This is a genomic window from Pantoea ananatis PA13 (assembly GCF_000233595.1).
GTDB classification, from domain to species: Bacteria; Pseudomonadota; Gammaproteobacteria; order Enterobacterales; family Enterobacteriaceae; genus Pantoea; species Pantoea ananatis.
Map to the genome: position 1 here is coordinate 1,706,511 of NC_017554.1, position 21,999 is coordinate 1,728,509.

Here is a 21,999-nt window from a genome sequence, read left to right on the forward strand (position 1 = left end):
TATTGCACCGTTATTTATGACGGGCGCGCAGATTACTGATGATCGTGCTGAGATCTAAATCCTGGTCCTGTAGCAAAACCAGCAGATGATAGATCAGATCCGAGGCTTCGTTAGTCAGCTCTTCGCGATCGTTCACCGTCGCCGCCAGTGCGGTCTCCACGCCTTCTTCACCGACTTTCTGCGCGATGCGCTTGGTGCCGCTGGCATAGAGTTTCGCGGTGTAAGAGCTGTCCGGATCGGCACTTTTGCGCGAGGCCAGCAGTTGTTCCAGCTGATAAAGGAACGTCCAGTCCGGTGCAGCAGGCGAGAAGCAGCTGGAGGTGCCTAAGTGGCAGGTTGGGCCAATCGGGTTCGCCAGCACCAGCAACGTGTCGTTGTCGCAGTCCGGCGTGATGCTGACGACCTGCAAAAAGTGGCCTGAGGTTTCACCCTTGGTCCACAAGCGGTTTTTGGTGCGTGAGAAAAACGTCACGTTACCGTCCTGCAGGGTTTTATTCAGCGCATCCTGATTCATATAACCGTGCATCAGAACTTCACCCGACACGTTGTGCTGGACGATAACCGGCATCATGCCTTGGGTCTTTTCCCAGTCTAACCGGGACAGCTGTTGTTCAGTTAACACGCGCGAATCTCCACACCGTTGTCGATCAGAAAGCGTTTCAGCTCGCCGATATTAATAATCTTTTTGTGAAACACCGAGGCCGCAAGGGCTCCGTCAACGTTGGCCTGCTCAAAGGCCTCAAGGAAGTGGGCCATGGTACCGGCTCCGCCAGAAGCAATCAGCGGCACCTTGCACACGTCACGGACTTTCTTGAGCTGCACCAGGTCATAGCCGTTGCGTACGCCGTCCTGATTCATCATATTCAGGACAATTTCGCCTGCGCCCAGCTTTTGCACTTCCTGTACCCAGTCCAGCGTTTCCCATTGGGTGACGCGCGTCCGGGATTCATCGCCCGTATACTGGTTAACGTGATATTTACCGCTGGCATCATCGAACCAGGTATCAATGCCCACCACAATGCACTGCACGCCAAAGCGGTCAGCCAGGCGGGTAATCAACGAAGGATCGGCCAGAGCAGGGGAGTTAATGGAGATTTTATCCGCGCCAAACTCCAGAATCCGGGCCGCATCTTCCGGGGTTTTAATGCCGCCGGCCACACAGAAAGGAATGTCGATAACCTCCGCCACGCGTGAAACCCAGCTTTTGTCTACGACGCGGTCGTCCGATGAGGCGGTGATATCATAAAACACCAGTTCATCGGCACCTTCTTCCGCATAGCGCTGCGCCAGCGGCACGATATCGCCAATAATTTCATGGTTGCGAAACTGAACGCCCTTAACCACCTGACCGTCGCGTACATCAAGACAGGGAATTATCCGTTTTGCCAGCATGCTATTGCCTCCGAAACTGTAAATTTGCCTTCCAGCAGCGCACGTCCGACAATCACGCCCTGAACGCCGCTACCGCGTAAGGCGGCAATATCACTGAGTTCACCAATACCGCCCGAAGACTGAAACGCGATCTGCGGAAAACGTGCGGTCACTTCTTTATACAGGTCGACGTTAGAACCGCTGAGCGTACCGTCACGGGAAATATCTGTGCACAGAACATGCTTCAGGCCAACGGGCTGAAACTGTTCGATGACCTCTTCCAGCGTGATACCGGACGCTTCCTGCCAGCCGCTGATGGCGACCTCTTTGCGGTTCGCCGCATCAATGCGGACGTCCAGCGCCAGCACGATGGCGTCCGGGCCAAATTCGTTAAACCAGGCTTTGACTTCCTCAGGCTGTTTGACGGCGGTCGAACCGACCACCACCCGGCTGGCACCGGCATCCAGCAACGCTTTTACGTCATCCCGGTTACGGATACCGCCGCCAACCTGCACGACCGCCTCAACGCCGTTGAGCAACTTCTTCAGTAAGGCAATCTGGCGTTTAGCCGGATCTTTGGCACCGGTCAGATCAACAAGGTGCAATACCGTTGCCCCCTGGCCGGCGTAGTCCTGCAACCGGGGCAGCGGATCGCTGCCGTAATCACGCTGTTGCGCATAATCACCCTGATGGAGGCGCACGACCTTGCCATCGATTAAATCTAAAGCGGGGATAATCATCACATCTCCAGGAAGTTTTTCAGCAACTGTGCGCCCACTTTGCCAGAGCGTTCCGGGTGGAACTGCACGCCAAAGAAGTTATCTTTCTGCACTGCGGCGGTAAAGGCCTGGCCATAGTGGCACTGGGCAATCGTGCTGGCATTCACCGGCATGGCATAGCTGTGGACGAAATAGAAATAGCTGCCTTCGTCAATGCCGCGAAACAGATGATTGCCCGCCTGAGCGGTAATCTGGTTCCAGCCCATGTGGGGAAGCGGTAATCCCTGTGTATCCATCAGCGAGACAGGATGGTCGATAATGCCCAGCGTCGGCACGCCACCGTTCTCTTCACTGTGGCTGCCCAGCAGTTGCATACCCAGACAAATACCCAATACCGGTTGCGTACAGGCCTTGACCAGCTCAATCAGCTCGCGCTCCTGCAGCTGGTTCATCGCGGCCTGCGCGGTTCCCACGCCCGGCAAAAACAGCTTATCGGCGCGCAGCACCACGTCAGGATGACGGCTGACTTCCGGCGCGTAGCCCAGACGCTCAACAGCCCATTTTACCGACGACAGGTTGGCACAGCCCGTATCCAGGATCACCACGTTCATCAGAGCACTCCTTTCGAGCTCGGCAGGGTATTTCCCTCAACGCGAATGGCCTGGCGCAGCGTGCGGCCAAAGGCTTTGAACAAGCTCTCTACGCGGTGATGGTCGTTTTTACCTTTCGTCTTGAGATGCAGGGTACTCATCATGGCGTAGGACAGCGAACTGAAGAAATGTTCCACCATCTCCGTGCTGAGATCGCCCACGCGCTGGTAGCTGAATTCGGCTTTGAATTCGATATGTGGACGACCAGAGATATCCAGCGCGCAGCGCGCCAGGCACTCGTCCATTGGCAGCACAAAACCAAAACGGCCAATGCCGCGCTTGTCGCCCAGGGCTTTCAGCAATGCCTCGCCCAGCGCCAGACCGGTATCTTCAACCGTGTGGTGGTCGTCGATATACAGATCGCCTTTCACTTCGATATTCATGCGAAAGCCGCCGTGCACCGCAATCTGATCCAGCATGTGGTCAAAGAAGCCCACACCGGTGTTAATCTTGCTGCCGCCTTCGCGATCCAGCCACAGTTCAACGCGAACCTGGGTTTCTTTGGTGTTGCGCTGCACCAGTGCGTAACGATCGCGTTGCGTCAGCTGCTGCTGAATGGCCTTCCAGTCCTGACCTTCTGCACCATAGCGAATACCCTGAATGCCCATATTCTCGGCCAGCTGAATATCGGTCTGACGGTCGCCAATCACATAGCTCTGAGCCGTGTCGAGAGCGCCCTCTGCCAGCCAGGCTTCCACCATTTTGGTTTTTGGCTTGCGGCAGTCGCAGTCATCTTCTGGCTTATGGGGACAGATCAAAATATCGCTAAAGCGAATGCCCTGGGAAGCCAGAATCTGCATCATCAGATTATGCGGGCCATCAAAATCGGCCTGAGGAAAACTGTCCGTGCCCAGGCCGTCCTGATTGGTGATCATGACCAGCTGATAGCCCGCGTCCTGTAATGCCAGTAAGGCGGGGACAACATCAGGTTCGAACGCCAGCTTATCCATCCGATCTACCTGAAAATCCTGCGGAGGTTCAGAGATAATCGTGCCGTCGCGGTCAATAAAAAGGGTCTTCTGACTCATGCTTACTCCAGAGATAAGGCTTGCAGCGCGGCGATCAGGCGCTCGCACTCTGTTCGGGTTCCTACAGAGATACGCAGACAGCCTGCAAGGCCGGGGTTCTTGTTTTGGTCACGCAAAATAATGCCCTGATCCCACAAGGTTTTAAATACCCTGGGCGAGTCAGTAAAGCGCACCAAAATATAGTTGGTTTCGCTGGGAAATACCTGCTCGACCGCGCGAATCCGCGGTAACTGCTCAAACAGCCAGCTGCGATTGGCATTCAGCTCGGCTACGTGCTGACGCATCAGGGCAATGCCTTCTTCGCTCAGTGCCTGGCCTGCCACGTCGGCGACCGGGGTGGCAAGCGGATAGGGCGCAATAACTTTCATCAGCAGATCGATAACCGTCTTATTGGCCAGCGTAAAGCCACAGCGCAGGCCCGCCAGCGCGAAGGCTTTTGATAACGTACGCAGGATCACCAGGTGCGGGTAATCCTTTAACCAGCCCGCCAGCGTCGCCTCGGGACAGAATTCAATATAGGCTTCATCCGCTACCACCAGGGCTTTTCCGGCGGTCATAGCCAGCAGCTGACGGATAGCGTCCTGATCGATCAGGTTACCGGTGGGATTATTCGGGCTGCACATATAGACGACTTTCACGCCGTCCAGCTGTTCGGCGATGGCGGGCAGGTTTAACTGCCAGTCTTCCCGCGCCGGAACGGTACGGTATTCAATGCCGATGGTTTCGGCACTGACGCTGTACATGCCATAGGTCGGCGGGCAGAAAAGAATGGCATCTTTGCCCGGCTCGCAGAAGGCACGCATCAGCAGCTCAATGCCTTCATCTGCGCCACGGCTGACCAGTACCTGCTCTGGCGTAAGCCCGGCATAGGCCGCATAGCGGGTGATAACCTGTTTCGGCTGGCACTCCGGGTAGCGATTCAGGGTTTGCTGCGACAGCTCGAAGGGCACCGGCAGCGGGAATTCGTTGGCATTCAGCCAGACATCGCCATTGCCCCCCAGGCGGCGAGCTGACTGATAGGGCGTCAGCGCACGCACGTTGGCGCGTGCCAGCTGTTCAATTTCCTGACTCATGCTTGCTCCTTGAGTGCGGCAACGCGCAACGTGACGGCATTCTTGTGGGCGTGCAGCTGTTCAGCGGCCGCCAGGGTTTCGATGGTCGCCGCCAGGTTCAGGAAGCCCTGCGGCGTCAGCTCCTGTACCGTCATGCGTTTCTGAAAGTCGGCCAGGCCCAGGCTGGAGCAGGTCGCGGTATAGCCGTAGGTCGGCAGCACGTGGTTGGTGCCCGAAGCATAATCTCCTGCGGATTCCGGTGACCAGTCGCCCAGGAAAACCGAACCGGCGCTGGTAATCTGTTCCACCAGATCCCGTGGCGTGCGGGTTTGCAGAATCAGGTGCTCCGGACCATAGCGGTTGGAGATCGCAATGCATTGCTGCATATCCCGGGCGACGATCAGGCGGCTGCTTTCCAGTGCCTGGCGGGCTGTCGCCGCACGTGGCAACTGGGCCAGCTGATCCTCCACCGCCTCGGCGACGCGCTCGGCCAGCGCCAGCGAAGGCGTCAGTAAAATCACCTGCGAGTCAGGGCCGTGTTCCGCCTGCGACAGCAGATCAGAGGCAACGAAGGCCGGTGTGGCACCTTCATCGGCAATCACCAGCACTTCCGACGGGCCTGCGGGCATATCAATCGCCGCGCCATCAAGGCGCTGGCTGACCTGACGTTTGGCTTCGGTAACCCACGCGTTGCCCGGACCAAAAATTTTATCTACCTTAGGGATGCTTTCGGTGCCAAAAGCCAGGGCGGCAATCGCCTGTGATCCACCCACCTGGAACACTTCTTCCACACCGCAAAGTTTGGCCGCGTAGAGAATTTCATCAGCAATCGGCGGGGGCGAGCACAGCACCACGCGACCACAGCCCGCAATCCGCGCCGGGGTAGCCAGCATCAGAACGGTAGAAAACAGCGGGGCAGAACCGCCCGGAATATACAAGCCCACCGATTTCATCGGGCGCGTAATTTGCTGACAGCGCACGCCGGGCTGCGTTTCCACATCCACCGGCGGCAGGATCTGCGCACGGTGAAAGGTTTCAATATTGCCAATGGCCACGGCCATCGCCTGTTTCAGCTCGTCACCAAGGCGATCGCTGGCCGCCTGCATCTGCTGTGGCGTAACGCGCAGGTCGTCTGTTTCAACCTTGTCAAAGCGCGCGCTGAATTCTCGTAAAGCCGCATCGCCTTCCTCTTTCACTCTGACCAACACATCGCGCACGATCTGGCTGATGCTGTCAGACGAGGCGAGCGCAGGGCGTGCCAACAGCGCCTGCTGCGCCTCGCTGCTGCAGGCTTCCCAGTTCACGGGCGTCATGATTCTGCTCATCGTTTACTCCAGCATTTTTTCGATTGGCAACACCAGAATTGAACTGGCACCCAGCGCTTTGAGTTTTTCCATGGTTTCCCAGAACAGCGTTTCACTGCTTACCATGTGCATCGCCACGCGGCTGACATCGCCCGCCAGCGGCAGAACGGTAGGGCGCTCGGCGCCAGGCAACAGGCTGATCACGTCTTCCAGACGCTCACTCGGCGCGTGCAGCATGATGTATTTGGATTCTCGCGCTTTAATCACGCCCTGAATACGGGTCATCATTTTATCAATCAGCTCCTGCTTGGCCGCTGGCATCTCGCCGTCGCGCTGAATCAGCACGGCTTTCGAGCGATAGATGACTTCGACTTCGCGCAGGCCGTTCGCTTCCAGCGTCGCGCCGGTGGACACCAGATCACAGATGGCGTCGGCCAGACCGGCACGCGGGGCCACTTCGACCGAGCCGTTTAATAAACAGGATTTAAAATTGATGCCTTGCTTGTCGAGGTACTGCTTTAACAGGTGAGGATAGGAGGTGGCGATACGGGCGTTATTCAGGCACTGTGGGCCGGTATATTCGTCATCAACCGGCATTGCCAGCGACAGGCGGCAGCCGCCAAAATCCAGGCGACGTAGCGTGAAGTAACGCGGGTCTTCGCCCTGCGCGCGGCGGTCCAGCATCTCTTCTTCCAGCACGTTCTCGCCGATAATGCCCAGATCCACTACGCCGTCCATCACCAGTCCCGGAATATCGTCATCGCGCACCCGCAGGATATCAATAGGCATATTTTCCGCAAAGGCGATCAGACGCTGTTGCTGAAGATTAATTTTGATACCACAGCGCGCCAGGAGCTCGCGTGAATCATCGCTTAATCGACCTGATTTCTGCATAGCTATGCGTAAACGGCTATTGTCTAACATCGTTCCTGTCCCCTTGATTGACCTGTCCTGAATGATTGATTTGCGTCAGCCCATAAAAAAACCCCCGGAAGACGATCTTCCGGGGGTTCTCTTGCGTTCGCACCACTGGAAGATCCTAGACGTCTTCCAGCACACATCGCCTGAAAGACTAGTCAGGGTGATGGTGGTGATGATGGTTGAACTGAACGCGTGTCATAAAATTCTCGATTAATGAAATCTTATTCATTTGTGTGGAATTAACCTAACGAAGATAGTTGAAATTGGCAACTCTTTTTTAATGTTGAAATTCGCAAAGCGCCGAAACACTTTGAACTGGTTTGCAACTCAGGGGGAGCTTAAGATGGGAGAATCTTTGAGTCTGCAGCAGGAGACAACATGAAAAAGGTCGCAATAGTAGGACTGGGTTGGCTGGGCATGCCGTTAGCCATGGCGTTGAGCGCCCGAGGCTGGCAGGTGACCGGCAGCAAAACCACGCCGGATGGCGTTGAAGCGGCCCGTCGCTGCGGGTTAGACGCGTTTCAACTGGAACTGACGCCCGACCTTATCTGCGATGCTGAAGATCTGGATGTGCTGTTCGACGTTGACGCCCTGGTCGTTACCTTACCCGCCAGTCGCACGGCAGAGGGCGGGGACGCCTACGTCCAGGCGGTACAAAACGTGGTAGACACGGCGTTGGCCCATAGCGTACCGCGCATTATTTTCACCAGCTCAACCTCCGTGTACGGCGGCAGTTCGGGGATCAAAACGGAAAAAAGCCTGCTGCAGCCGGAAACCACAGCGGGCAAAACGCTGGTTGATCTGGAAAACTGGCTGCACGATCTGCCCGGTACCAGCGTGGATGTTCTGCGTCTGGCGGGGCTGGTGGGGCCTAAGCGTCATCCGGGACGTTTTTTGGCCGGTAAGCAGGCGCTACCCAACGGTTCCCACGGGGTCAATCTGGTTCACCTTGATGATGTGGTGGAAGCGATCATGCTGCTGCTGCAAACGCCCAGGGGCGGCCGGACCTTTAACCTGTGCTCTCTGAAACATCCGTCCCGCGCGCACTTTTATCCCGGCGTGTCACGCCAGCTCGGCATGACGCCGCCAACTTTCGCCGCCGAGGCGAGTGACGACAGCGGTAAGCTGATAGACGGTTCGCGTATCTGTCATGAGCTGGGTTTTGAGTACCGCTACGACGATCCCCAAAAAATGCCGCTGGAATAACGCTGGCGCTGCCCTGCACGCGCAACCCGGTATTTACACGCCGAGCCTGTCGCGCAGCGCATACCATGCGGCGCCCATCGCCGTCAGTGGCACTTTAAACCGCCGTCCGCCAGGGAAGGGCAGATGCGGAAGCTTCGCAAAGGCGTCGAAGCGCTCCGCATCACCGCGCAGCACTTCGCTGATAAGCTTGCCGGAAAGGTGAGTACAGGTGACGCCGTGACCGCTGTCGCCCTGCATAAAATAAACGTTGTTTTCCAGCCGACCAAACTGCGGCATGCGCGATAGCGTCAGCAAAAAATTGCCGCTCCAGGCGAAATCAATTTTTACGTTGTGCAACTGCGGAAAGGTGCGCAGCATCTTGGGACGGATCATTTTCTCCACGTCGCCAGGTTCCCGGGCGCCGTAAACGACGCCGCCGCCGTATAGCAGGCGGTTATCTGCGGTCAGGCGGAAATAATCCAGCAGATAGTTACAGTCCTCGACCGAATAGTTATTGGGTAACAGCGCAAGCGCCCGATCGCGCGACAGCGGTTCGGTCGCGATAATCTGCGAGCCGCACGGCATGCTTTTCCGGCTCAGGCGTGGTTCCAGCTCCGAAGGTAAATAGGCATTACCCGCGAAGATCAGAAAAGTGGCACGCACTTCACCTTGTGCTGTTTTCACCCGGTTTGGCGCACCATAGTCAACGCTTAACGCAGCAGAATGCTCATAAATGCGTCCGCCGTGACGACGAATCGCTTCGGCTTCGCCCAGCGCCAGATTCAGTGGATGCAGATGCGCACCACGTTTGTCGAGTAATCCGCCGACATAGCGTTCTGTCGCGACTTCCCGCCGAATACCCCGTTCGTCCAGCAGTTCCAGCTCATGATTGCCATAGCGCGCCCAGGCCGCTTTTTGTTTCGCCAGATGCGCCATCTGACGAGAATTAAAGGCGGCAAAAATGCCACCCGGGCGGTAGTCGCAGGCGATCGCATAACGATCGATACGATCGCGGATAATATCCCCGCCTTCAAACATCATGCTGCCCAGCATTTTCGCGGTGTCTTTGCCATAACGCTGTTCAATCACATCCACATCCCGGCTGTAGGAGTTCACTGCCTGTCCGCCGTTGCGACCGCTGGCACCAAAACCGACCCGTGCGGCTTCAAGCAGTACCACATCATAGCCCGCCTCGGTTAAAAACAAACCGGCTGACAGGCCAGTAAAGCCCGCGCCGATAATGCAGACGTCACACTGAATGCTTTCCTGTAATACTGGCCAGGGCGCATGTGGATTTATTGTTGCGGTGTAGTAATTTTCCACATAATTCATATTTAGCTCCTTGGCAGACGGCCCCCATCAAAAATTGGCGGGCGTATGGGCACTGACGATGCGGCAGGGCACATCGGCAAGGTTGGTAAAGCTGTGCGGCAGGCCCGTATCAATGACGTAACTCTCACCGGCAGACAGGTGAAATTGCTGGCCGTTTATCTCCAGAACGATCTGACCTTCCAGCAGCGTACCGGTTTCTTCGCCCGCGTGGTGCAGTTTTTCCCCGGTACTGGCACCGGGAAGATAGGTCTCCAGCAGCATGCCCAGGGCGCGCTTTGGGGTGCCGTTATCAATCAGCTTCAGTGAAACGCCCCGGCTGCCGATCTCCAGCAGATCCTCGGGCCGGACAACCACGTTGGGCGCATCCTGGCTGTGAGGTTCGGAGAAAAATTCCGACAGTGACAGACCATAAACTTTCAACAGTTTTTGTAGCGTGCTGACCGCCGGGCTGACCTTGTCCTGCTCGATGGTGCTGATGGCACTGTGCGTCAGGCCAGCCAGTTCAGCGACGCGCCGTTGAGATAATCCCATCGCCTGGCGAATTTGCGACAGCCGACGTCCGGGAGCCTGATTCGCATCATTCATTGCTGCTTTTCCCGTTGATAATGACGCGCGGCCTGGATAAAGCCGTTAAACAACGCAAAGGACGGCGTTGCGGGTTTCAACTGCCACTCGGGATGCCACTGTACTGCCAACGCAAAAGGATGCCGGGTGAGGCTGACCGCCTCAATCAGGCCATCTGGCGCCCGGGCTTCAATGCGCAACTGTGGTCCGGTTTCGCGTATCCCCTGATGATGAACGGAATTCACGATTAACGGTGCCGGGCCGAGCAGCGCGGCCAGTAGCCCTCCGGGTTCAATATTCACATCATGGGCAGGTGCATACTGTTGCGACAGCGGGGCAGCGTCATCGTCGTGATGGCGCTGAAACTGTGGATGCTGATTAAGATGACGGTAAAGTGCGCCGCCGTTGGCTACCACCAGCTCCTGCATGCCGCGGCAGATGCCAAAGAGCGGGAGTTTTTTACCCACGGCGTGCGTGATCAGATTAAAGGCCAGCCGGTCCCGTCCGGCATCCGCGTCGGGTTCTTCGCCTGCTTCACCATACAGCCAGGGTTCAAGGTTGCTGGGGCTGCCGGTCAGTAAAATTCCGTCCAGCGCAGCCATAGCGTTTTCTGATAGATGAGGGGCAGCCATAAGCTGATGAGGCAGCGCAAGCGGCACGCCACCGGCGGTAACGACGGCATCAAGATATTTATTGTGCACCGACTGAACCGGATGCCCGTGATGATGCGTCTGACACATCACTACGCCGATCAACGGCTTGTCAAAAATAATGCCCATCTTTCCCCCTCAACAGCTGTTCGAAATATTTGACGAAAAGGGCATATCTGATGGTTAAGTGTGCAATATTTTGTCAATCTAGCAACCCACTGCCGGATCTTCAAACAGATTTGTTACATTTGCACACTTTTTGTGTTAGCGCTATGTTAGAGGTGTGGCGGTTTTTTTGAGCATTACGCACTCCCATTTTGTGGTTAAAGGCGGATGAAATCATGACTAACCTGGTAGAAGTAGAAGACTTCACGTTGCACAGTGAAGAGAGACGAACCAGCGCGTTCCAGCAAGAGGTTAAAAACTGGCTGGAGCGCCACCCTGAAACCCAGTACGTTGATATTTTACTTAATGATTTAAATGGTGTTTTTCGCGGTAAGCGCATTCCCGTCTCCGCGCTGGCTAAGCTGGAAAAGGGCTGCTACTTTCCCGCCTCGGTCTTTGCCATGGATATTCTTGGCAACACCGTTGAAGAGGCCGGACTGGGACAATCCCTCGGTGAGCCCGATAATCTTTGCCTTCCTGTTCCCGGCACGCTCGTTCCCTCCGCCGCCGATCCGCAACACATTGCACAACTGCTGCTAACCATGTGCAACCAAGATGGCACTCCCTTTGACGTTGAACCCCGAAATGTCCTGAACCGGCTGTGGCAACAGCTGCGTAACCGTGGACTGTTTCCGGTGGTAGCGGTAGAGCTGGAGTTCTATCTGGTCGATAAAAAGCGCGACGCGGAAGGTTTTATTCAGCCGCCCTGCGCACCGGGCAGCGACGATCGCAATATGCAGAGCCAGGTCTATTCCCTGGACAATCTTGATCACTTCTCTGAAGTCTTACGGGATATCGATACCCTGGCCCGCCTGCAGGGCATTCCTGCCGACGGCGCGCTGGCGGAAGCGTCACCGGGGCAGTTTGAAATTAACCTGCATCACACCCGGGATGTCCTGAGCGCCTGCGATCATGCCATTCAGCTTAAGCGCCTTATCCGGCAGGTGGCTGAGAATCACGGTATGACCGCTACCTTTATGGCGAAGCCCTATGAAGACTATGCGGGCAGTGGGATGCACGTACACATCAGTATGCTGGACGCGGCCGATCACAACGCCTTTGCCTGCGACGACGGCAGCGACTCTCCGCTGCTGAAGCGCACCCTGGCCGGTATGATCGATTTAATGCCGGCCTCCATGGCGTTGCTGGCCCCTAACGTCAATGCCTTCCGCCGTTTTGTCCCGGAGGCGTACGTGCCGTTGCAGGCCTCGTGGGGCCATAACAACCGCACAGTGGCGTTGCGCATTCCCTGTGGGGATATTGAAAGCCGCCGAATCGAGTATCGAGTGGCGGGAGCGGATGCTAACCCCTATCTGGTGATGTCCGCGATTTTAGCTGGCATGTTGCACGGTCTGGATACGCAACTGCCTTTGCCGCAGCCGGTTAAAGGCAATGGTCACGAGGCGGAAGGGTTAGCGTTACCCATCCGTCAAAGTGATGCCCTTACCGAGTTTGAAAGCAGCTATCCTTTACAAAAATTACTGGGTGAGAAATTTGCTAAAGTGTGGTTTAGCTGTAAAAATTATGAGCTAATGCAGTTTGAAAGGTTAATCACTGCCACAGAAATCGACTGGATGTTAAAGAATGCCTGATTAATTTTTTGCATTCTCTGCGACAACGTCTTGAAATAATGCGTTGGGTTGGGGCAAAATACGCCTCCTGCAAATTCAGAACATAACCGACGCTCACCGCGTCGGTTATTTTTTTGCATGTTACAACAGAGTGAATTTTCACTGACACAAACGAGGCCGGGCGCGTACCCGGATAGATAAACACTGAAAACACGCACCCGCGTGAGATTGAGGATGTAAAGATGGGGTTGTTTAACACACTGCCAGCGCAGGCTGGTACACGTTTTCGTGATGACTACGGCGCCGCTGCCGCAAACCTTACTCCCTGTCGCTTAATGCGCAGTATCCTTGTGAATCAACCCAGTCAGGTTGCTGCGCAAGGAGGACTGAAGCATGTCGCTTAATACCTCTGCTGCACCACAACGTGCCCAACTGAAAAAAACGCTGACTTTACTTCCGGTCGTCATGATGGGCTTAGCCTACATGCAGCCTATGACCCTGTTCGATACCTTTGGTATTGTGTCGGGCCTGACCGATGGTCACGTTGCCACCGCCTATGCTTTCGCCCTGATTGCGATTCTGTTCACTGCCGTGAGTTACGGTAAGCTGGTACGCCGCTTCCCATCTGCGGGCTCCGCTTATACCTACGCTCAAAAGGCAATCAGTCCGCACGTCGGTTTTATGGTGGGCTGGTCATCGCTGCTGGACTACCTGTTCATGCCGATGATCAACATCCTGCTGGCAAAAAACTATTTTGAAACCCTGGTACCAGGTATCCCCTCGTGGATTTTCGTGGTGCTGCTGGTGGGCTTTATGACGCTCTCCAACCTTAAGGGAATCAAAACCGTCGCCAACTTCAACAGCGTGATCGTGATCCTGCAGGTTGTGGTGATGGTCGGTATTACTGCCATGGTGATCTACGGTGTGGCGCACGGTGAAGGTGCAGGAACAGTGGTAAGCAGCAAACCGTTCTGGTCGGAAAACGCCCACGTGGTGCCGATGATTACGGGAGCGACCATCCTGTGTTTCTCTTTCCTGGGTTTTGACGGCATCAGTTCGCTGTCGGAAGAAACGAAAGATGCAGAACGTACCATTCCGCGTGCGATTTTCCTGACCGCGCTGATTGGTGGCCTGATGTTTATCGTGGCCTCCTACTTCCTGCAGCTGTACTTCCCGGACATCTCGCGCTTTAAAGAGCCGGACTCCTCACAGCCGGAGATCATGCTCTACGTCGCGGGCAAAGCGTTGCAGGTCGGTATCCTGATCTTCTCCGTGGTCACCGTACTGGCTTCCGGCATGGCGGCGCACGCGGGCGTATCACGTCTGATGTACGTAATGGGCCGTGATGGCGTATTCCCGGAGCGTTTCTTCGGCTATATCCATCCGAAATGGCGCACGCCGTCACTGAACGTGATTCTGGTCGGTGCCGTCGCGCTGATGGCCATTAACTTCGATCTGGTTACCGCGACTGCGCTGATTAACTTTGGTGCGCTGGTGGCGTTTACCTTCGTTAACCTGTCGGTGATTGCGCAGTACTGGATACGTGAAAAACGTAACAAAACCCTGAAAGATCACTTCCAGTATCTGGTTCTACCGATGCTGGGCGCGCTGACCGTTGGTGCGCTGTGGGTTAACCTGGAGCAGAGCTCGATGGTTCTGGGCTTGATCTGGGCCGCCATTGGTATTCTCTACCTGGCCTTTGTGACCCGCAGTTTCCGCAATCCGGTTCCCCAGTTTAGCGAAGAAGTGTAATCCCCCTGGTCCTGCTCTGTGCCCAATAACGGGACAGAGCAGGGCTGTTCTTATTCGCTTTTTCCGGCCATCATCAGTTCCCAACTTCCTGCCTGTAACGCATTTCGTCCTGCGGCATTCAATTGATCATCCGTCACGATCACATCAAACTTCTCCAACGGTAAGGCCAGCCACGTCGCGATTTTATCGTACTTAGAGCTGTCGCTGAGCAGGATGCGTTTGCTGCTGACCTCGCACACGGCCTGTTTAACCGCCACCTTGTCTTCATCCGGTGTAAACAATCCGCGCAGCCCCCAGCTTGAGGTGGACACAAAGGCGATATCTATCGCAAGTTGACGCAGGTGACGTGCCGCCGCATCGCCAATGCAGGAGCGGTTATCCCGGCACACCGTACCGCCGGTGTGAATCACCCGACAGCGACTCGCCTCCATCAGCAGATTGGTCACCATAAAATCATTAGTGACGACCAGCAGATCCTCCCGATCGGCAATTTCCCGCGCCAGCGCCAGCGTGGTGGTGCCGGCATCCAGATAGATGCAGCTGTCTGGCGGAATAAGCTGAGCGGCTAACTTGCCAATGGCTTTTTTTTCTTCATTGAACAGGGCCGTTTTGGTCAGATGTGAGGGCTCGCTCGCCAGCCTGTTAGCGGAACGAACACCGCCCGACACCGAGAGTACCGCGCCCTGTTCTTCCAGCTTTTGCACATCCCGGCGAATAGTCATATGTGACACGCCAAAACGCTCCGTAAGCTCGTTAATGCTCATTACGCCGCGCTCTGCCACCAGAGCCAGAATCTGTTGATGACGCTCAACCGGAATCATAACCACCTCGTTTTATCATTTTTTCACATTGTAGAGCATCGTCATGTGAAGAAACATGGAAATTTTGACTCCATTTTTCCTGAAAAACCGCGCATTAACCGCCCGTGAGTGGGAGTAGCAAGCGGTGAGTGATGTGAAAAAATGTTTTACAGCGGCCTCTGTGAGTTAATTTATGTGAATAAGAACACGGTTTTGCGCGTCGTTTATTGGCACTATTAACAACAGAAATCAAAAATTCACTTAAATTAACAATGGAGGCCAGCGATGCCAGTTTCACATATTTGTGTCATAGGCTTAGGCTCAATGGGAATGGGCGCCGCGCAGTCCTGCATTCGTGCCGGGCTGTCAACCTGGGGCGTGGATCTGAATCCGCAGGCGCTGGATGCGCTGCGTCAGGCGGGCGCGCGCGATGCTCAGACGTCGGCGCATGCCTTTGCCAGCCAGCTTGATGCTGTGCTGCTGCTCGTGGTGAATGCCAAACAGGTTAACACGATCCTGTTTGGCGAGCAGGGGCTGGCCGCCAGGCTGAAGCCAGGCACGGCGGTAATGGTTTCTTCCACCTTGTCCGCGCAGGATGCACAGCAGATCGCCGCAAAACTGGCGGACTATCACCTCCTGATGCTGGATGCACCGGTATCCGGCGGGGCGGCCAAAGCCGCCAGCGGCGAGATGACCGTGATGGCGTCCGGCAGCGACGAGGCGTTTGCTGCCCTGCAACCGGTACTGGATGCGGTGGCCGCGAAGGTTTATCGCGTCGGCACGGAAATCGGTCAGGGATCGACGGTCAAGATTATTCATCAGCTGCTGGCTGGCGTGCACATTGCCGTCGGGGCCGAAGCCATGGCGCTGGCCGCCCGCGCCGGGATCCCGCTGGAGACGATGTATGAGGTGGTGACCAATGCGGCCGGCAACTCGTGGATGTTCGAAAACCGTATGCGCCATGTCGTCGATGGCGACTACCGACCGACATCCGCGGTAGATATCTTTGTCAAAGATCTCAACCTAGTCGCCGAGACGGCGAAAGCCCTGCATTTCCCGCTGCCGCTGGCCTCCACCGCACTGAATATGTTCACCGAGGCCAGCAATGCCGGTTATGGCCGTGAGGATGACAGTGCGGTCATTAAAATCTTCAGCGGCATTACGCTGCCTCAACGCGAGGGGGAAATCTGATGCGGTTAGGGGTCATTGCCGACGATTTTACCGGCGCAACCGACATTGCCAGCTTTCTGGTACAGAACGGGCTTTCTACCCTTCAGTTTAACGGCATCCCGAAACAGGCCGCTGTGCCGGATGCACAGGCCATTGTGGTCAGCCTGAAATCGCGGTCCTGCCCGCCCGCGCAGGCCGTCAGCCAGTCGCTTGACGCGCTGCGCTGGCTGCAGGCGCAAGGCTGTGAGCGCTTTTATTTTAAATACTGCTCCACGTTCGACAGCACCTCCGCGGGCAATATCGGTCCGGTGACGGATGCGCTCATGGCCGCACTGGATGAGACGCTGACGGTGATCTGCCCGGCGTTGCCGGTGAACGGGCGCACCGTTTATCAGGGTTATCTGTTTGTGGGTGAACAGCTGCTGTCGGATTCCGGCATGCGCCATCATCCGGTCACGCCAATGACCGACAGTAACCTGCTACGGCTGATGGAGAGCCAGAGCACGGGAAAAGCCGGGCTCATCTCTGCGACCACGATAGAGCAGGGTGCAGGCGCGATATCACGGCAACTTGAGCAGCTGCGTGCTCAGGGAGTGAATTACGCGGTGCTTGATACGCTTACTGAGCAACATCTGCTGAACCAGGGCGAAGCACTCACCTCGATGCGGCTGGTCACGGGCGGCTCCGGGCTGGCGATTGGCCTGGCGCGCCAGTGGTCAACGACCCACCGCGATGACCCGCAAGCACAGCGCGCGGGTTACCCACAGGGCCAACGGGCGGTAGTGCTCTCGGGCTCCTGCTCACAAATGACCAACCGCCAGGTCAATGCCTATCGCCAGCAGGCATCCGCCCAGGAGATCAGCGTGTCGCGCTGCCTCAGCGACGAAAAGTACGCCGAGGCGTTATGCGACTGGGTCGCAGAGCATGCTGATGAGCCCCTCGCACCCATGCTCTATGCCACAGCGGATGCGCAACAGCTGCAGTCGATTCAACAGCACTATGGCGCACAGCGCAGCAGTGAGGCGGTGGAGCAGCTGTTTGCCCAGATAGCTCGCACGCTGAAGTCCCGGGGCTGGCAGCGCTTTATCGTCGCAGGCGGCGAAACCTCTGGCGTGGTCGCCCAAAGCCTGGGCGTGACTGCATTCCATATTGGTCCGGTGATTTCGCCCGGCGTGCCCTGGGTGAGAGATATCGGGCAGCCGTTGTCACTCGCGCTGAAGTCAGGCAATTTTGGTGATGAACAATTTTTCCGCCGCGCACAAACGGAGTTTTCCCATGACTGAACAACAGGCCCGTGAAGAGATGGTCAGGCTGGGCGCATCTTTCTTCCAGCGCGGTTATGCCACCGGATCGGCCGGTAATCTTTCGCTGCTGCTGGACGATGGCACCCTGCTGGCGACGCCCACCGGCTCCTGCCTGGGCGAACTGGATGCCCAGCGCCTGTCTAAAGTGACGTTACAGGGGGAGTGGATAGCCGGGGATAAACCCTCAAAAGAGATCGCCTTTCACCGGGCGCTCTACCTGAATAACCCCGACTGCCGGGCAGTGGTTCATCTGCACAGCCACTATCTGACCGCGCTCTCATGCCTGCAAAATCTGGACAGCCAGAACTGCATCCGCCCGTTTACGCCCTACGTGGTAATGCGGGTGGGCGATGTGCCGGTGGTGCCCTACTATAAACCCGGCGACGCGCGACTGGCGGAAGATCTGGCTCTTCTGGCGCCGCGCTACCGTGCTTTCCTGCTGGCGAACCATGGTCCGGTGGTGGTGGGCAAATCCCTGCAGGAAGCCGCGGACAATACCGAAGAGTTGGAAGAAACCGCACGCCTGATGTTTACCCTGGGCGACCGGGCCATTCGCTATCTTACCGCCGACGAAGTCGCCGAACTCAGGAGCCGATAATGCCAACGTTTGCAGCTAACTTATCTACCCAGTTCAATGAGGTGCCCTTTCTGCAGCGCTTTGCCGCCGCTGCACAGGCGGGCTTTGACGCGGTTGAATTTCTGTTTCCTTACGACTATCCGGCTGAGCAACTGAAAACGCTGCTCGATGACAACGGGCTTAAACTGGTGCTGTTCAATACCGCACCGGGCAACGTGGCTGCGGGGGAATGGGGGGTTTCAGCCATTCCCGGCCGGGAAGCGGAGGCAAGAGCCGATATCGACAGGGCTCTGGACTACGCGCTGGCGCTGGATTGCCCACAGGTGCACATCATGGCGGCAACCGTCCCTTCCGGTGCCGATCGCCAGCAGTATGTTGAGACGTTCATCGGTAATATGCGTTATGCAGCAGAACGCTTCGCCCCACACAACATCCGGTTGTTAATCGAAGCGTTAAATCCCACCACCAAACCCCATTATCTCTATGCCAGCCAGTATCAGACGCTGGAGATGGTTGAGCTCATCGATCGTCCCAACGTCTTTACCCAACTGGATCTGTTCCATGCCCAGATGGTGGACGGCAATCTCAGCCACCTCATTCGCCACTACGCCGGGCGTTATCAGCATGTGCAAATCGCCGCCGCGCCCAGTCGCCATGAACCTGACGAGGGCGAGATCAACTATCCCTGGCTGTTCAGCCTGCTTGATGAGGTGGGTTACAAGGGCTGGATCGGCTGCGAATATTTCCCGCGCGGGGACACCGTGGAAGGGCTGAGCTGGCTGGCGCCCTGGGCGAAAAACCGCTGAGTTAAGGTTAAAAAATCACACCGGTGCTGCGGCAGCGGTGCAGTTCTGGTCGTCTTTAAAACGGACCAGCACCAGGTAGAGCTGTAGACAAAAAACGCTAAAAAAGATAACTATTCCAGAGGTTTACTATGACGACTGCGTTGCTGTTAGCCATTGCGACCGCCAGCATTGTGATTTTGCTGTTGCTGGTCATTAAAGCCAAAGTCCATCCCTTTGTCGCCCTGTTGATTGTCAGCCTGCTGGTGGCGATCGCCACCGGTATTCCGGCTGAAAAAATCATGGAAACCATCATCAGCGGTATGGGTGGACTGCTGGGGCACATCACCATCATTATCGTGCTGGGAGCCATGCTCGGGGCGATTATCGAAGCTTCGGGCGGCGCCGAGTCGCTGGCCCAGCGCTTCAGCAAAACGCTGGGCCTGAAACGCACTGTTGCTGCACTGACCATGGCCGCCTTTATTCTGGGCATCCCGGTGTTTTTTGAAGTGGGTTTTATCATTGTTATCCCGCTGATCTACGGCTTTACCAAAGTGGCGCGGGTTTCTCCCCTGAAGTTTGGCCTGCCAATGGCCGGTGTGATGTTAACGGTACACGTGGCGCTGCCCACCCATCCGGGTGCCGCGGCCGCTGCGGCCATTTTGCACACCGATATGGGCTGGCTGATGATGTTGGGGATTCTGGTCTCGGTGCCGGTCGGCATTTTAGGTTATTACGTCGCAAAGGTGATGAACCGTCGCCAGTATCATCTGTCGGTCGAGGTGCTGGAGCAGCTGCAGATGGCGAAGCCGGAAGGCGCGCAGAAGAAAAATGAACCTGCACCGCCGGGTGCGCTGACCATCAGCGGTTTGATCGTGGTGCCGATTGTGCTGATTGTATTAGGTACGCTGTCTCACTCGCTGCTGGCGCAGGACAGCCTGCCAGGTAAAATCATGACGGTGATTGGCACACCGCCCATAGCGCTGCTGATTGCGTTGGGCCTGGCCGCCTGGCTACTGGGCATCCGCCGTGGCTGGAGCAAAGATAAGCTGGAAGATCTGACCGGCCGGGCCATCCCCGGATCGGCGAGCGTGATTCTGGTGGCGGGCGCGGGTGGGGCCTTTGGGAAGGTGCTGGTGGAGTCCGGCGTCGGTAAAGCGCTGGCGCTAGCGCTGGAAACGCTGCACCTGCCATTAATCCCCGCGGCCTTTATTCTGTCGCTGGCGCTGCGCGCCTCGCAGGGGTCGGCTACCGTCGCGATTCTTACCACCAGCGGACTACTGACGCAGGCCGTGACCGGCATTGATGATATGCACCGTGTTCTGGTCACGCTGGCAGTGTGCTTCGGCGGGCTAGGACTGTCTCATGTCAACGATGCGGGCTTCTGGGTGGTGACGCGCTATCTGGGCCTGTCGGTAGCGGATGGATTAAAAACCTGGACGGTACTGACAACCCTGATGGGGATGACCGGTTTTGTTCTGACGTGGGCGCTGTGGTTTGTGATTTGATATGTTGGCCGGGAAAGGCGATTCGCGTTTCCCGGCCAGTCTGAGCGTCAGGACACCAGTTCCTGCGCATACAGATACAGCGCTTTTAACTGGGCCAGCTTTTCCTGATCGCTTTCATGCAGGCTGGCCAGCGATTCCAGCTCCATCAAAAACGACTGCACCTTATCCGGATTCAGTACTTCGCGACGGTGCTGCAGCCAGCGCTGTTGTTCAGCATCATCCAGGGTGCCGGGGAAGTTCCGCGCCCGATAACGAAACAGCAGCTTCGCCACGCGCGGACTGTCAAACGTCAGATCCAGCGCGGGCAGGTTAGCCGGCGCCGTCTGGCGAATAATGTTCATGCCCGCCCGATCGGCATCGCTAAAGAAGCCATCGTAGAGCTGGGTATCCACATCATCCGACGGCGTAAAGGGTTCCGCATCGGCAAATATCGCCACCAGCTTTTCACGTATTTCAGGATGCTGACGCAGCGTCGCCAGATTATCCAGACAAGACTTGCGATCGATGCCCAACCGCCCGGCATCTTCAGGCCGCAGGGTATTCGCCGGAGCCAGCACGGGGCACTTATTGATGTGCACCAGCTTAACGGGAATGGCTGATTGATCGCCCAACTCGCTTTTGCGCGTGTAGAGACGTTCGCGCAGGCTGTCGGCATCCAGTGTCAAAAGCGGCGTCATATCCCCGGCCAGGTCGACCACGATTAGCGCATTGCGGTTATCCGGATGCCAGGCAAGCGGCACCACCCAACTGGTATTGCCGCGTGCTGCGCCAAACATGCCGGAAACGTGCACCAGCGGCTTCATCTGTGGAATATCGATCAGGGTCATGAGTTTGTTTTTGTTGCGATGCGTAAACAAAAACTCGAACAGCTTAGGCTGTTTCTCTTTCACCAGTTTCGCCATGGCGAGTGTGGCATAGACATCCGACATCGCATCGTGGGCGTTTTCATGGGCTACGCCGTTGGCTTTGGTCAGGTGCTCCAGCCGGAAGCTGGGAAAACCGTCTTCATTTTCGGGCCAGTTGATGCCTTCGGGCCGCAGCGCATAGCAGGCACGCATCACGTCCAGCAAATCCCAGCGAGAGTTACCGTTTTGCCAGCTCCAGCCATAGGGATCGTAGAAGTTGCGGTAGAAAATATTGCGTGTCACTTCATCGTCGAAGCGCACGTTGTTGTAGCCCACCACGCAGGTTTGTTCGGCGGTGAACAGGGCATGAATGCGGGCGGCAAACTCGGCCTCGCTGACGCCCCGCGAGGCGGCAATTTGCGGCGTAATACCGGTAATCATTACCGCTTCAGGCTGGGGCAGATAGTCGTCCGGCGGACGGCAGTAAAACACCTCTGGCTCGCCAACCGGATTAAAGTTGCTGTCGGTACGTAACCCGGCAAACTGCGCCGGACGATCCCGTGACGGACTGGTGCCGAAGGTTTCGTAATCATGGAATAAGAAAGTGAATTCAGAGGCGGGCACGTCGCTGTCCTGTCTGCAAAAAAATCAACGTTCAGGATAGTCTTCTGCGCTCGCCAGCACAACCGTACTGACCAAAGCTGCGTGGTGGCACCCGGCAGTTCATATTTTTTTTCAATTTAATTAAA

The 21,999-nt window shown here is 56.5% G+C and carries 22 protein-coding genes and 1 other annotated feature; of the genes, 8 read left to right on the forward strand and 14 right to left on the reverse strand.

All coding sequences use genetic code 11. From position 1 onward, the window contains the following. Positions 1–10: 10 nt before the first annotated feature. The 9 genes from hisIE to hisL form a co-directional block, all read right to left on the reverse strand. Complete coding sequence (gene hisIE / locus PAGR_RS08000; protein WP_013026354.1) at positions 11–622, reverse strand: bifunctional phosphoribosyl-AMP cyclohydrolase/phosphoribosyl-ATP diphosphatase HisIE; 612 nt, start codon at positions 620–622, stop codon at positions 11–13. Then, positions 616–1,392 carry an imidazole glycerol phosphate synthase subunit HisF gene (gene hisF, locus PAGR_RS08005; RefSeq protein WP_014605471.1) on the reverse strand — a complete coding sequence of 259 codons (777 nt, stop codon included), beginning with the start codon at positions 1,390–1,392 and terminating at the stop codon, positions 616–618. Before hisF ends, hisIE begins: the two co-directional genes overlap by 7 nt. Then, positions 1,374–2,111, reverse strand: a complete 738-nt coding sequence (hisA, locus tag PAGR_RS08010; RefSeq protein WP_014594060.1) for a 1-(5-phosphoribosyl)-5-[(5-phosphoribosylamino)methylideneamino]imidazole-4-carboxamide isomerase — start codon at positions 2,109–2,111, stop codon at positions 1,374–1,376. The genes hisF and hisA overlap by 19 nt, the downstream gene beginning before the upstream one ends. Next, the gene (hisH, locus tag PAGR_RS08015) at positions 2,111–2,701 is read right to left on the reverse strand and encodes an imidazole glycerol phosphate synthase subunit HisH (protein WP_014594059.1); all 591 of its coding nucleotides are present in this window, start codon (positions 2,699–2,701) and stop codon (positions 2,111–2,113) included. The genes hisA and hisH overlap by 1 nt, the downstream gene beginning before the upstream one ends. Beyond that, a complete protein-coding gene (gene hisB, locus PAGR_RS08020) occupies positions 2,701–3,768 on the reverse strand; it encodes a bifunctional histidinol-phosphatase/imidazoleglycerol-phosphate dehydratase HisB (protein WP_014594058.1) in 1,068 nt (355 codons plus the stop codon). Before hisB ends, hisH begins: the two co-directional genes overlap by 1 nt. A 2-nt stretch (positions 3,769–3,770) precedes the next feature. Then, entirely contained in the window at positions 3,771–4,841 is a 1,071-nt protein-coding gene (gene hisC / locus PAGR_RS08025; protein ID WP_013026348.1) for a histidinol-phosphate transaminase, read from the reverse strand. Next, positions 4,838–6,145 (reverse strand): histidinol dehydrogenase, encoded by a 1,308-nt coding sequence (hisD, locus tag PAGR_RS08030; RefSeq protein ID WP_014594057.1) that lies wholly within the window; start codon positions 6,143–6,145, stop codon positions 4,838–4,840. The genes hisC and hisD overlap by 4 nt, the downstream gene beginning before the upstream one ends. A gap of 3 nt (positions 6,146–6,148) precedes the next feature. Then, positions 6,149–7,048: an ATP phosphoribosyltransferase gene (gene hisG, locus PAGR_RS08035; protein WP_013026346.1), complete on the reverse strand. Its 900-nt coding sequence runs from the start codon at positions 7,046–7,048 to the stop codon at positions 6,149–6,151. Positions 7,049–7,100: 52 nt separating this feature from the next. Beyond that, positions 7,101–7,221, reverse strand: a sequence feature (His leader region). Beyond that, entirely contained in the window at positions 7,197–7,244 is a 48-nt protein-coding gene (gene hisL, locus PAGR_RS23650; protein WP_100396937.1) for a his operon leader peptide, read from the reverse strand. (Overlaps the previous feature by 25 nt.) A gap of 179 nt (positions 7,245–7,423) precedes the next feature. On the opposite strand from hisL, the gene PAGR_RS08040 reads away from it, so the two are divergent. Further along, positions 7,424–8,251, forward strand: coding sequence for an SDR family oxidoreductase (locus tag PAGR_RS08040; RefSeq protein WP_013026345.1), 828 nt, complete (start codon positions 7,424–7,426; stop codon positions 8,249–8,251). Between the two features lie 33 nt (positions 8,252–8,284). Here PAGR_RS08040 and PAGR_RS08045 read toward each other — a convergent pair whose 3' ends face one another. From PAGR_RS08045 to puuD, 3 genes are read right to left on the reverse strand one after another with little or no spacing between them, the layout of a single operon-like run. Continuing rightward, the gene (locus PAGR_RS08045) at positions 8,285–9,562 is read right to left on the reverse strand and encodes an NAD(P)/FAD-dependent oxidoreductase (RefSeq protein WP_014605472.1); all 1,278 of its coding nucleotides are present in this window, start codon (positions 9,560–9,562) and stop codon (positions 8,285–8,287) included. Between the two features lie 27 nt (positions 9,563–9,589). Further along, on the reverse strand, positions 9,590–10,147 hold the full coding sequence (gene puuR / locus PAGR_RS08050) for an HTH-type transcriptional regulator PuuR (RefSeq protein WP_013026343.1): 558 nt from the start codon (positions 10,145–10,147) through the stop codon (positions 9,590–9,592). Then, positions 10,144–10,905, reverse strand: coding sequence for a gamma-glutamyl-gamma-aminobutyrate hydrolase (gene puuD / locus PAGR_RS08055; protein ID WP_014605473.1), 762 nt, complete (start codon positions 10,903–10,905; stop codon positions 10,144–10,146). The genes puuR and puuD overlap by 4 nt, the downstream gene beginning before the upstream one ends. A gap of 209 nt (positions 10,906–11,114) precedes the next feature. Here puuD and PAGR_RS08060 point away from each other — a divergent pair, with 209 nt between their 5' ends. Further along, the gene (locus PAGR_RS08060) at positions 11,115–12,533 is read left to right on the forward strand and encodes a glutamine synthetase family protein (protein WP_026021074.1); all 1,419 of its coding nucleotides are present in this window, start codon (positions 11,115–11,117) and stop codon (positions 12,531–12,533) included. A gap of 372 nt (positions 12,534–12,905) precedes the next feature. Next, entirely contained in the window at positions 12,906–14,264 is a 1,359-nt protein-coding gene (locus PAGR_RS08065) for an APC family permease (RefSeq protein ID WP_014594052.1), read from the forward strand. Positions 14,265–14,314: 50 nt separating this feature from the next. Here PAGR_RS08065 and ygbI read toward each other — a convergent pair whose 3' ends face one another. Next, positions 14,315–15,085 carry a DNA-binding transcriptional repressor YgbI gene (ygbI, locus tag PAGR_RS08070; protein WP_014594051.1) on the reverse strand — a complete coding sequence of 257 codons (771 nt, stop codon included), beginning with the start codon at positions 15,083–15,085 and terminating at the stop codon, positions 14,315–14,317. Positions 15,086–15,349: 264 nt separating this feature from the next. Here ygbI and ltnD point away from each other — a divergent pair, with 264 nt between their 5' ends. From ltnD to PAGR_RS08095, 5 genes are all read left to right on the forward strand, one after another. Further along, positions 15,350–16,255: an L-threonate dehydrogenase gene (gene ltnD / locus PAGR_RS08075; protein ID WP_013026338.1), complete on the forward strand. Its 906-nt coding sequence runs from the start codon at positions 15,350–15,352 to the stop codon at positions 16,253–16,255. Further along, positions 16,255–17,517 carry a 3-oxo-tetronate kinase gene (otnK, locus tag PAGR_RS08080; RefSeq protein ID WP_013026337.1) on the forward strand — a complete coding sequence of 421 codons (1,263 nt, stop codon included), beginning with the start codon at positions 16,255–16,257 and terminating at the stop codon, positions 17,515–17,517. The genes ltnD and otnK overlap by 1 nt, the downstream gene beginning before the upstream one ends. Continuing rightward, positions 17,510–18,136 carry a 3-oxo-tetronate 4-phosphate decarboxylase gene (gene otnC, locus PAGR_RS08085; RefSeq protein WP_014605475.1) on the forward strand — a complete coding sequence of 209 codons (627 nt, stop codon included), beginning with the start codon at positions 17,510–17,512 and terminating at the stop codon, positions 18,134–18,136. Before otnK ends, otnC begins: the two co-directional genes overlap by 8 nt. After that, positions 18,136–18,921, forward strand: coding sequence for an HPr family phosphocarrier protein (locus tag PAGR_RS08090; RefSeq protein WP_014605476.1), 786 nt, complete (start codon positions 18,136–18,138; stop codon positions 18,919–18,921). Before otnC ends, PAGR_RS08090 begins: the two co-directional genes overlap by 1 nt. A 128-nt stretch (positions 18,922–19,049) precedes the next feature. Next, positions 19,050–20,405: a GntP family transporter gene (locus PAGR_RS08095; RefSeq protein WP_014594048.1), complete on the forward strand. Its 1,356-nt coding sequence runs from the start codon at positions 19,050–19,052 to the stop codon at positions 20,403–20,405. Between the two features lie 47 nt (positions 20,406–20,452). Here PAGR_RS08095 and sbcB read toward each other — a convergent pair whose 3' ends face one another. After that, positions 20,453–21,874: an exodeoxyribonuclease I gene (gene sbcB / locus PAGR_RS08100; RefSeq protein WP_013026333.1), complete on the reverse strand. Its 1,422-nt coding sequence runs from the start codon at positions 21,872–21,874 to the stop codon at positions 20,453–20,455. Positions 21,875–21,999: the final 125 nt, after the last annotated feature.

Excerpts from the sequence above, each read along its gene's own strand:
- hisF (WP_014605471.1), bottom strand. The coding sequence starts at position 1,392 with ATGCTGGCAAAACGGATAATTCCCTGTCTTGATGTACGCGACGGTCAG.
- hisA (WP_014594060.1), bottom strand. The coding sequence starts at position 2,111 with ATGATTATCCCCGCTTTAGATTTAATCGATGGCAAGGTCGTGCGCCTC.
- hisH (WP_014594059.1), bottom strand. The coding sequence starts at position 2,701 with ATGAACGTGGTGATCCTGGATACGGGCTGTGCCAACCTGTCGTCGGTA.
- hisB (WP_014594058.1), bottom strand. The coding sequence starts at position 3,768 with ATGAGTCAGAAGACCCTTTTTATTGACCGCGACGGCACGATTATCTCT.
- hisC (WP_013026348.1), bottom strand. The coding sequence starts at position 4,841 with ATGAGTCAGGAAATTGAACAGCTGGCACGCGCCAACGTGCGTGCGCTG.
- hisD (WP_014594057.1), bottom strand. The coding sequence starts at position 6,145 with ATGAGCAGAATCATGACGCCCGTGAACTGGGAAGCCTGCAGCAGCGAG.
- hisG (WP_013026346.1), bottom strand. The coding sequence starts at position 7,048 with ATGTTAGACAATAGCCGTTTACGCATAGCTATGCAGAAATCAGGTCGA.
- PAGR_RS08040 (WP_013026345.1), top strand. The coding sequence starts at position 7,424 with ATGAAAAAGGTCGCAATAGTAGGACTGGGTTGGCTGGGCATGCCGTTA.
- PAGR_RS08045 (WP_014605472.1), bottom strand. The coding sequence starts at position 9,562 with ATGAATTATGTGGAAAATTACTACACCGCAACAATAAATCCACATGCG.
- puuR (WP_013026343.1), bottom strand. The coding sequence starts at position 10,147 with ATGAATGATGCGAATCAGGCTCCCGGACGTCGGCTGTCGCAAATTCGC.
- puuD (WP_014605473.1), bottom strand. The coding sequence starts at position 10,905 with ATGGGCATTATTTTTGACAAGCCGTTGATCGGCGTAGTGATGTGTCAG.
- PAGR_RS08065 (WP_014594052.1), top strand. The coding sequence starts at position 12,906 with ATGTCGCTTAATACCTCTGCTGCACCACAACGTGCCCAACTGAAAAAA.
- ygbI (WP_014594051.1), bottom strand. The coding sequence starts at position 15,085 with ATGATTCCGGTTGAGCGTCATCAACAGATTCTGGCTCTGGTGGCAGAG.
- ltnD (WP_013026338.1), top strand. The coding sequence starts at position 15,350 with ATGCCAGTTTCACATATTTGTGTCATAGGCTTAGGCTCAATGGGAATG.
- otnK (WP_013026337.1), top strand. The coding sequence starts at position 16,255 with ATGCGGTTAGGGGTCATTGCCGACGATTTTACCGGCGCAACCGACATT.
- otnC (WP_014605475.1), top strand. The coding sequence starts at position 17,510 with ATGACTGAACAACAGGCCCGTGAAGAGATGGTCAGGCTGGGCGCATCT.
- PAGR_RS08090 (WP_014605476.1), top strand. The coding sequence starts at position 18,136 with ATGCCAACGTTTGCAGCTAACTTATCTACCCAGTTCAATGAGGTGCCC.
- PAGR_RS08095 (WP_014594048.1), top strand. The coding sequence starts at position 19,050 with ATGACGACTGCGTTGCTGTTAGCCATTGCGACCGCCAGCATTGTGATT.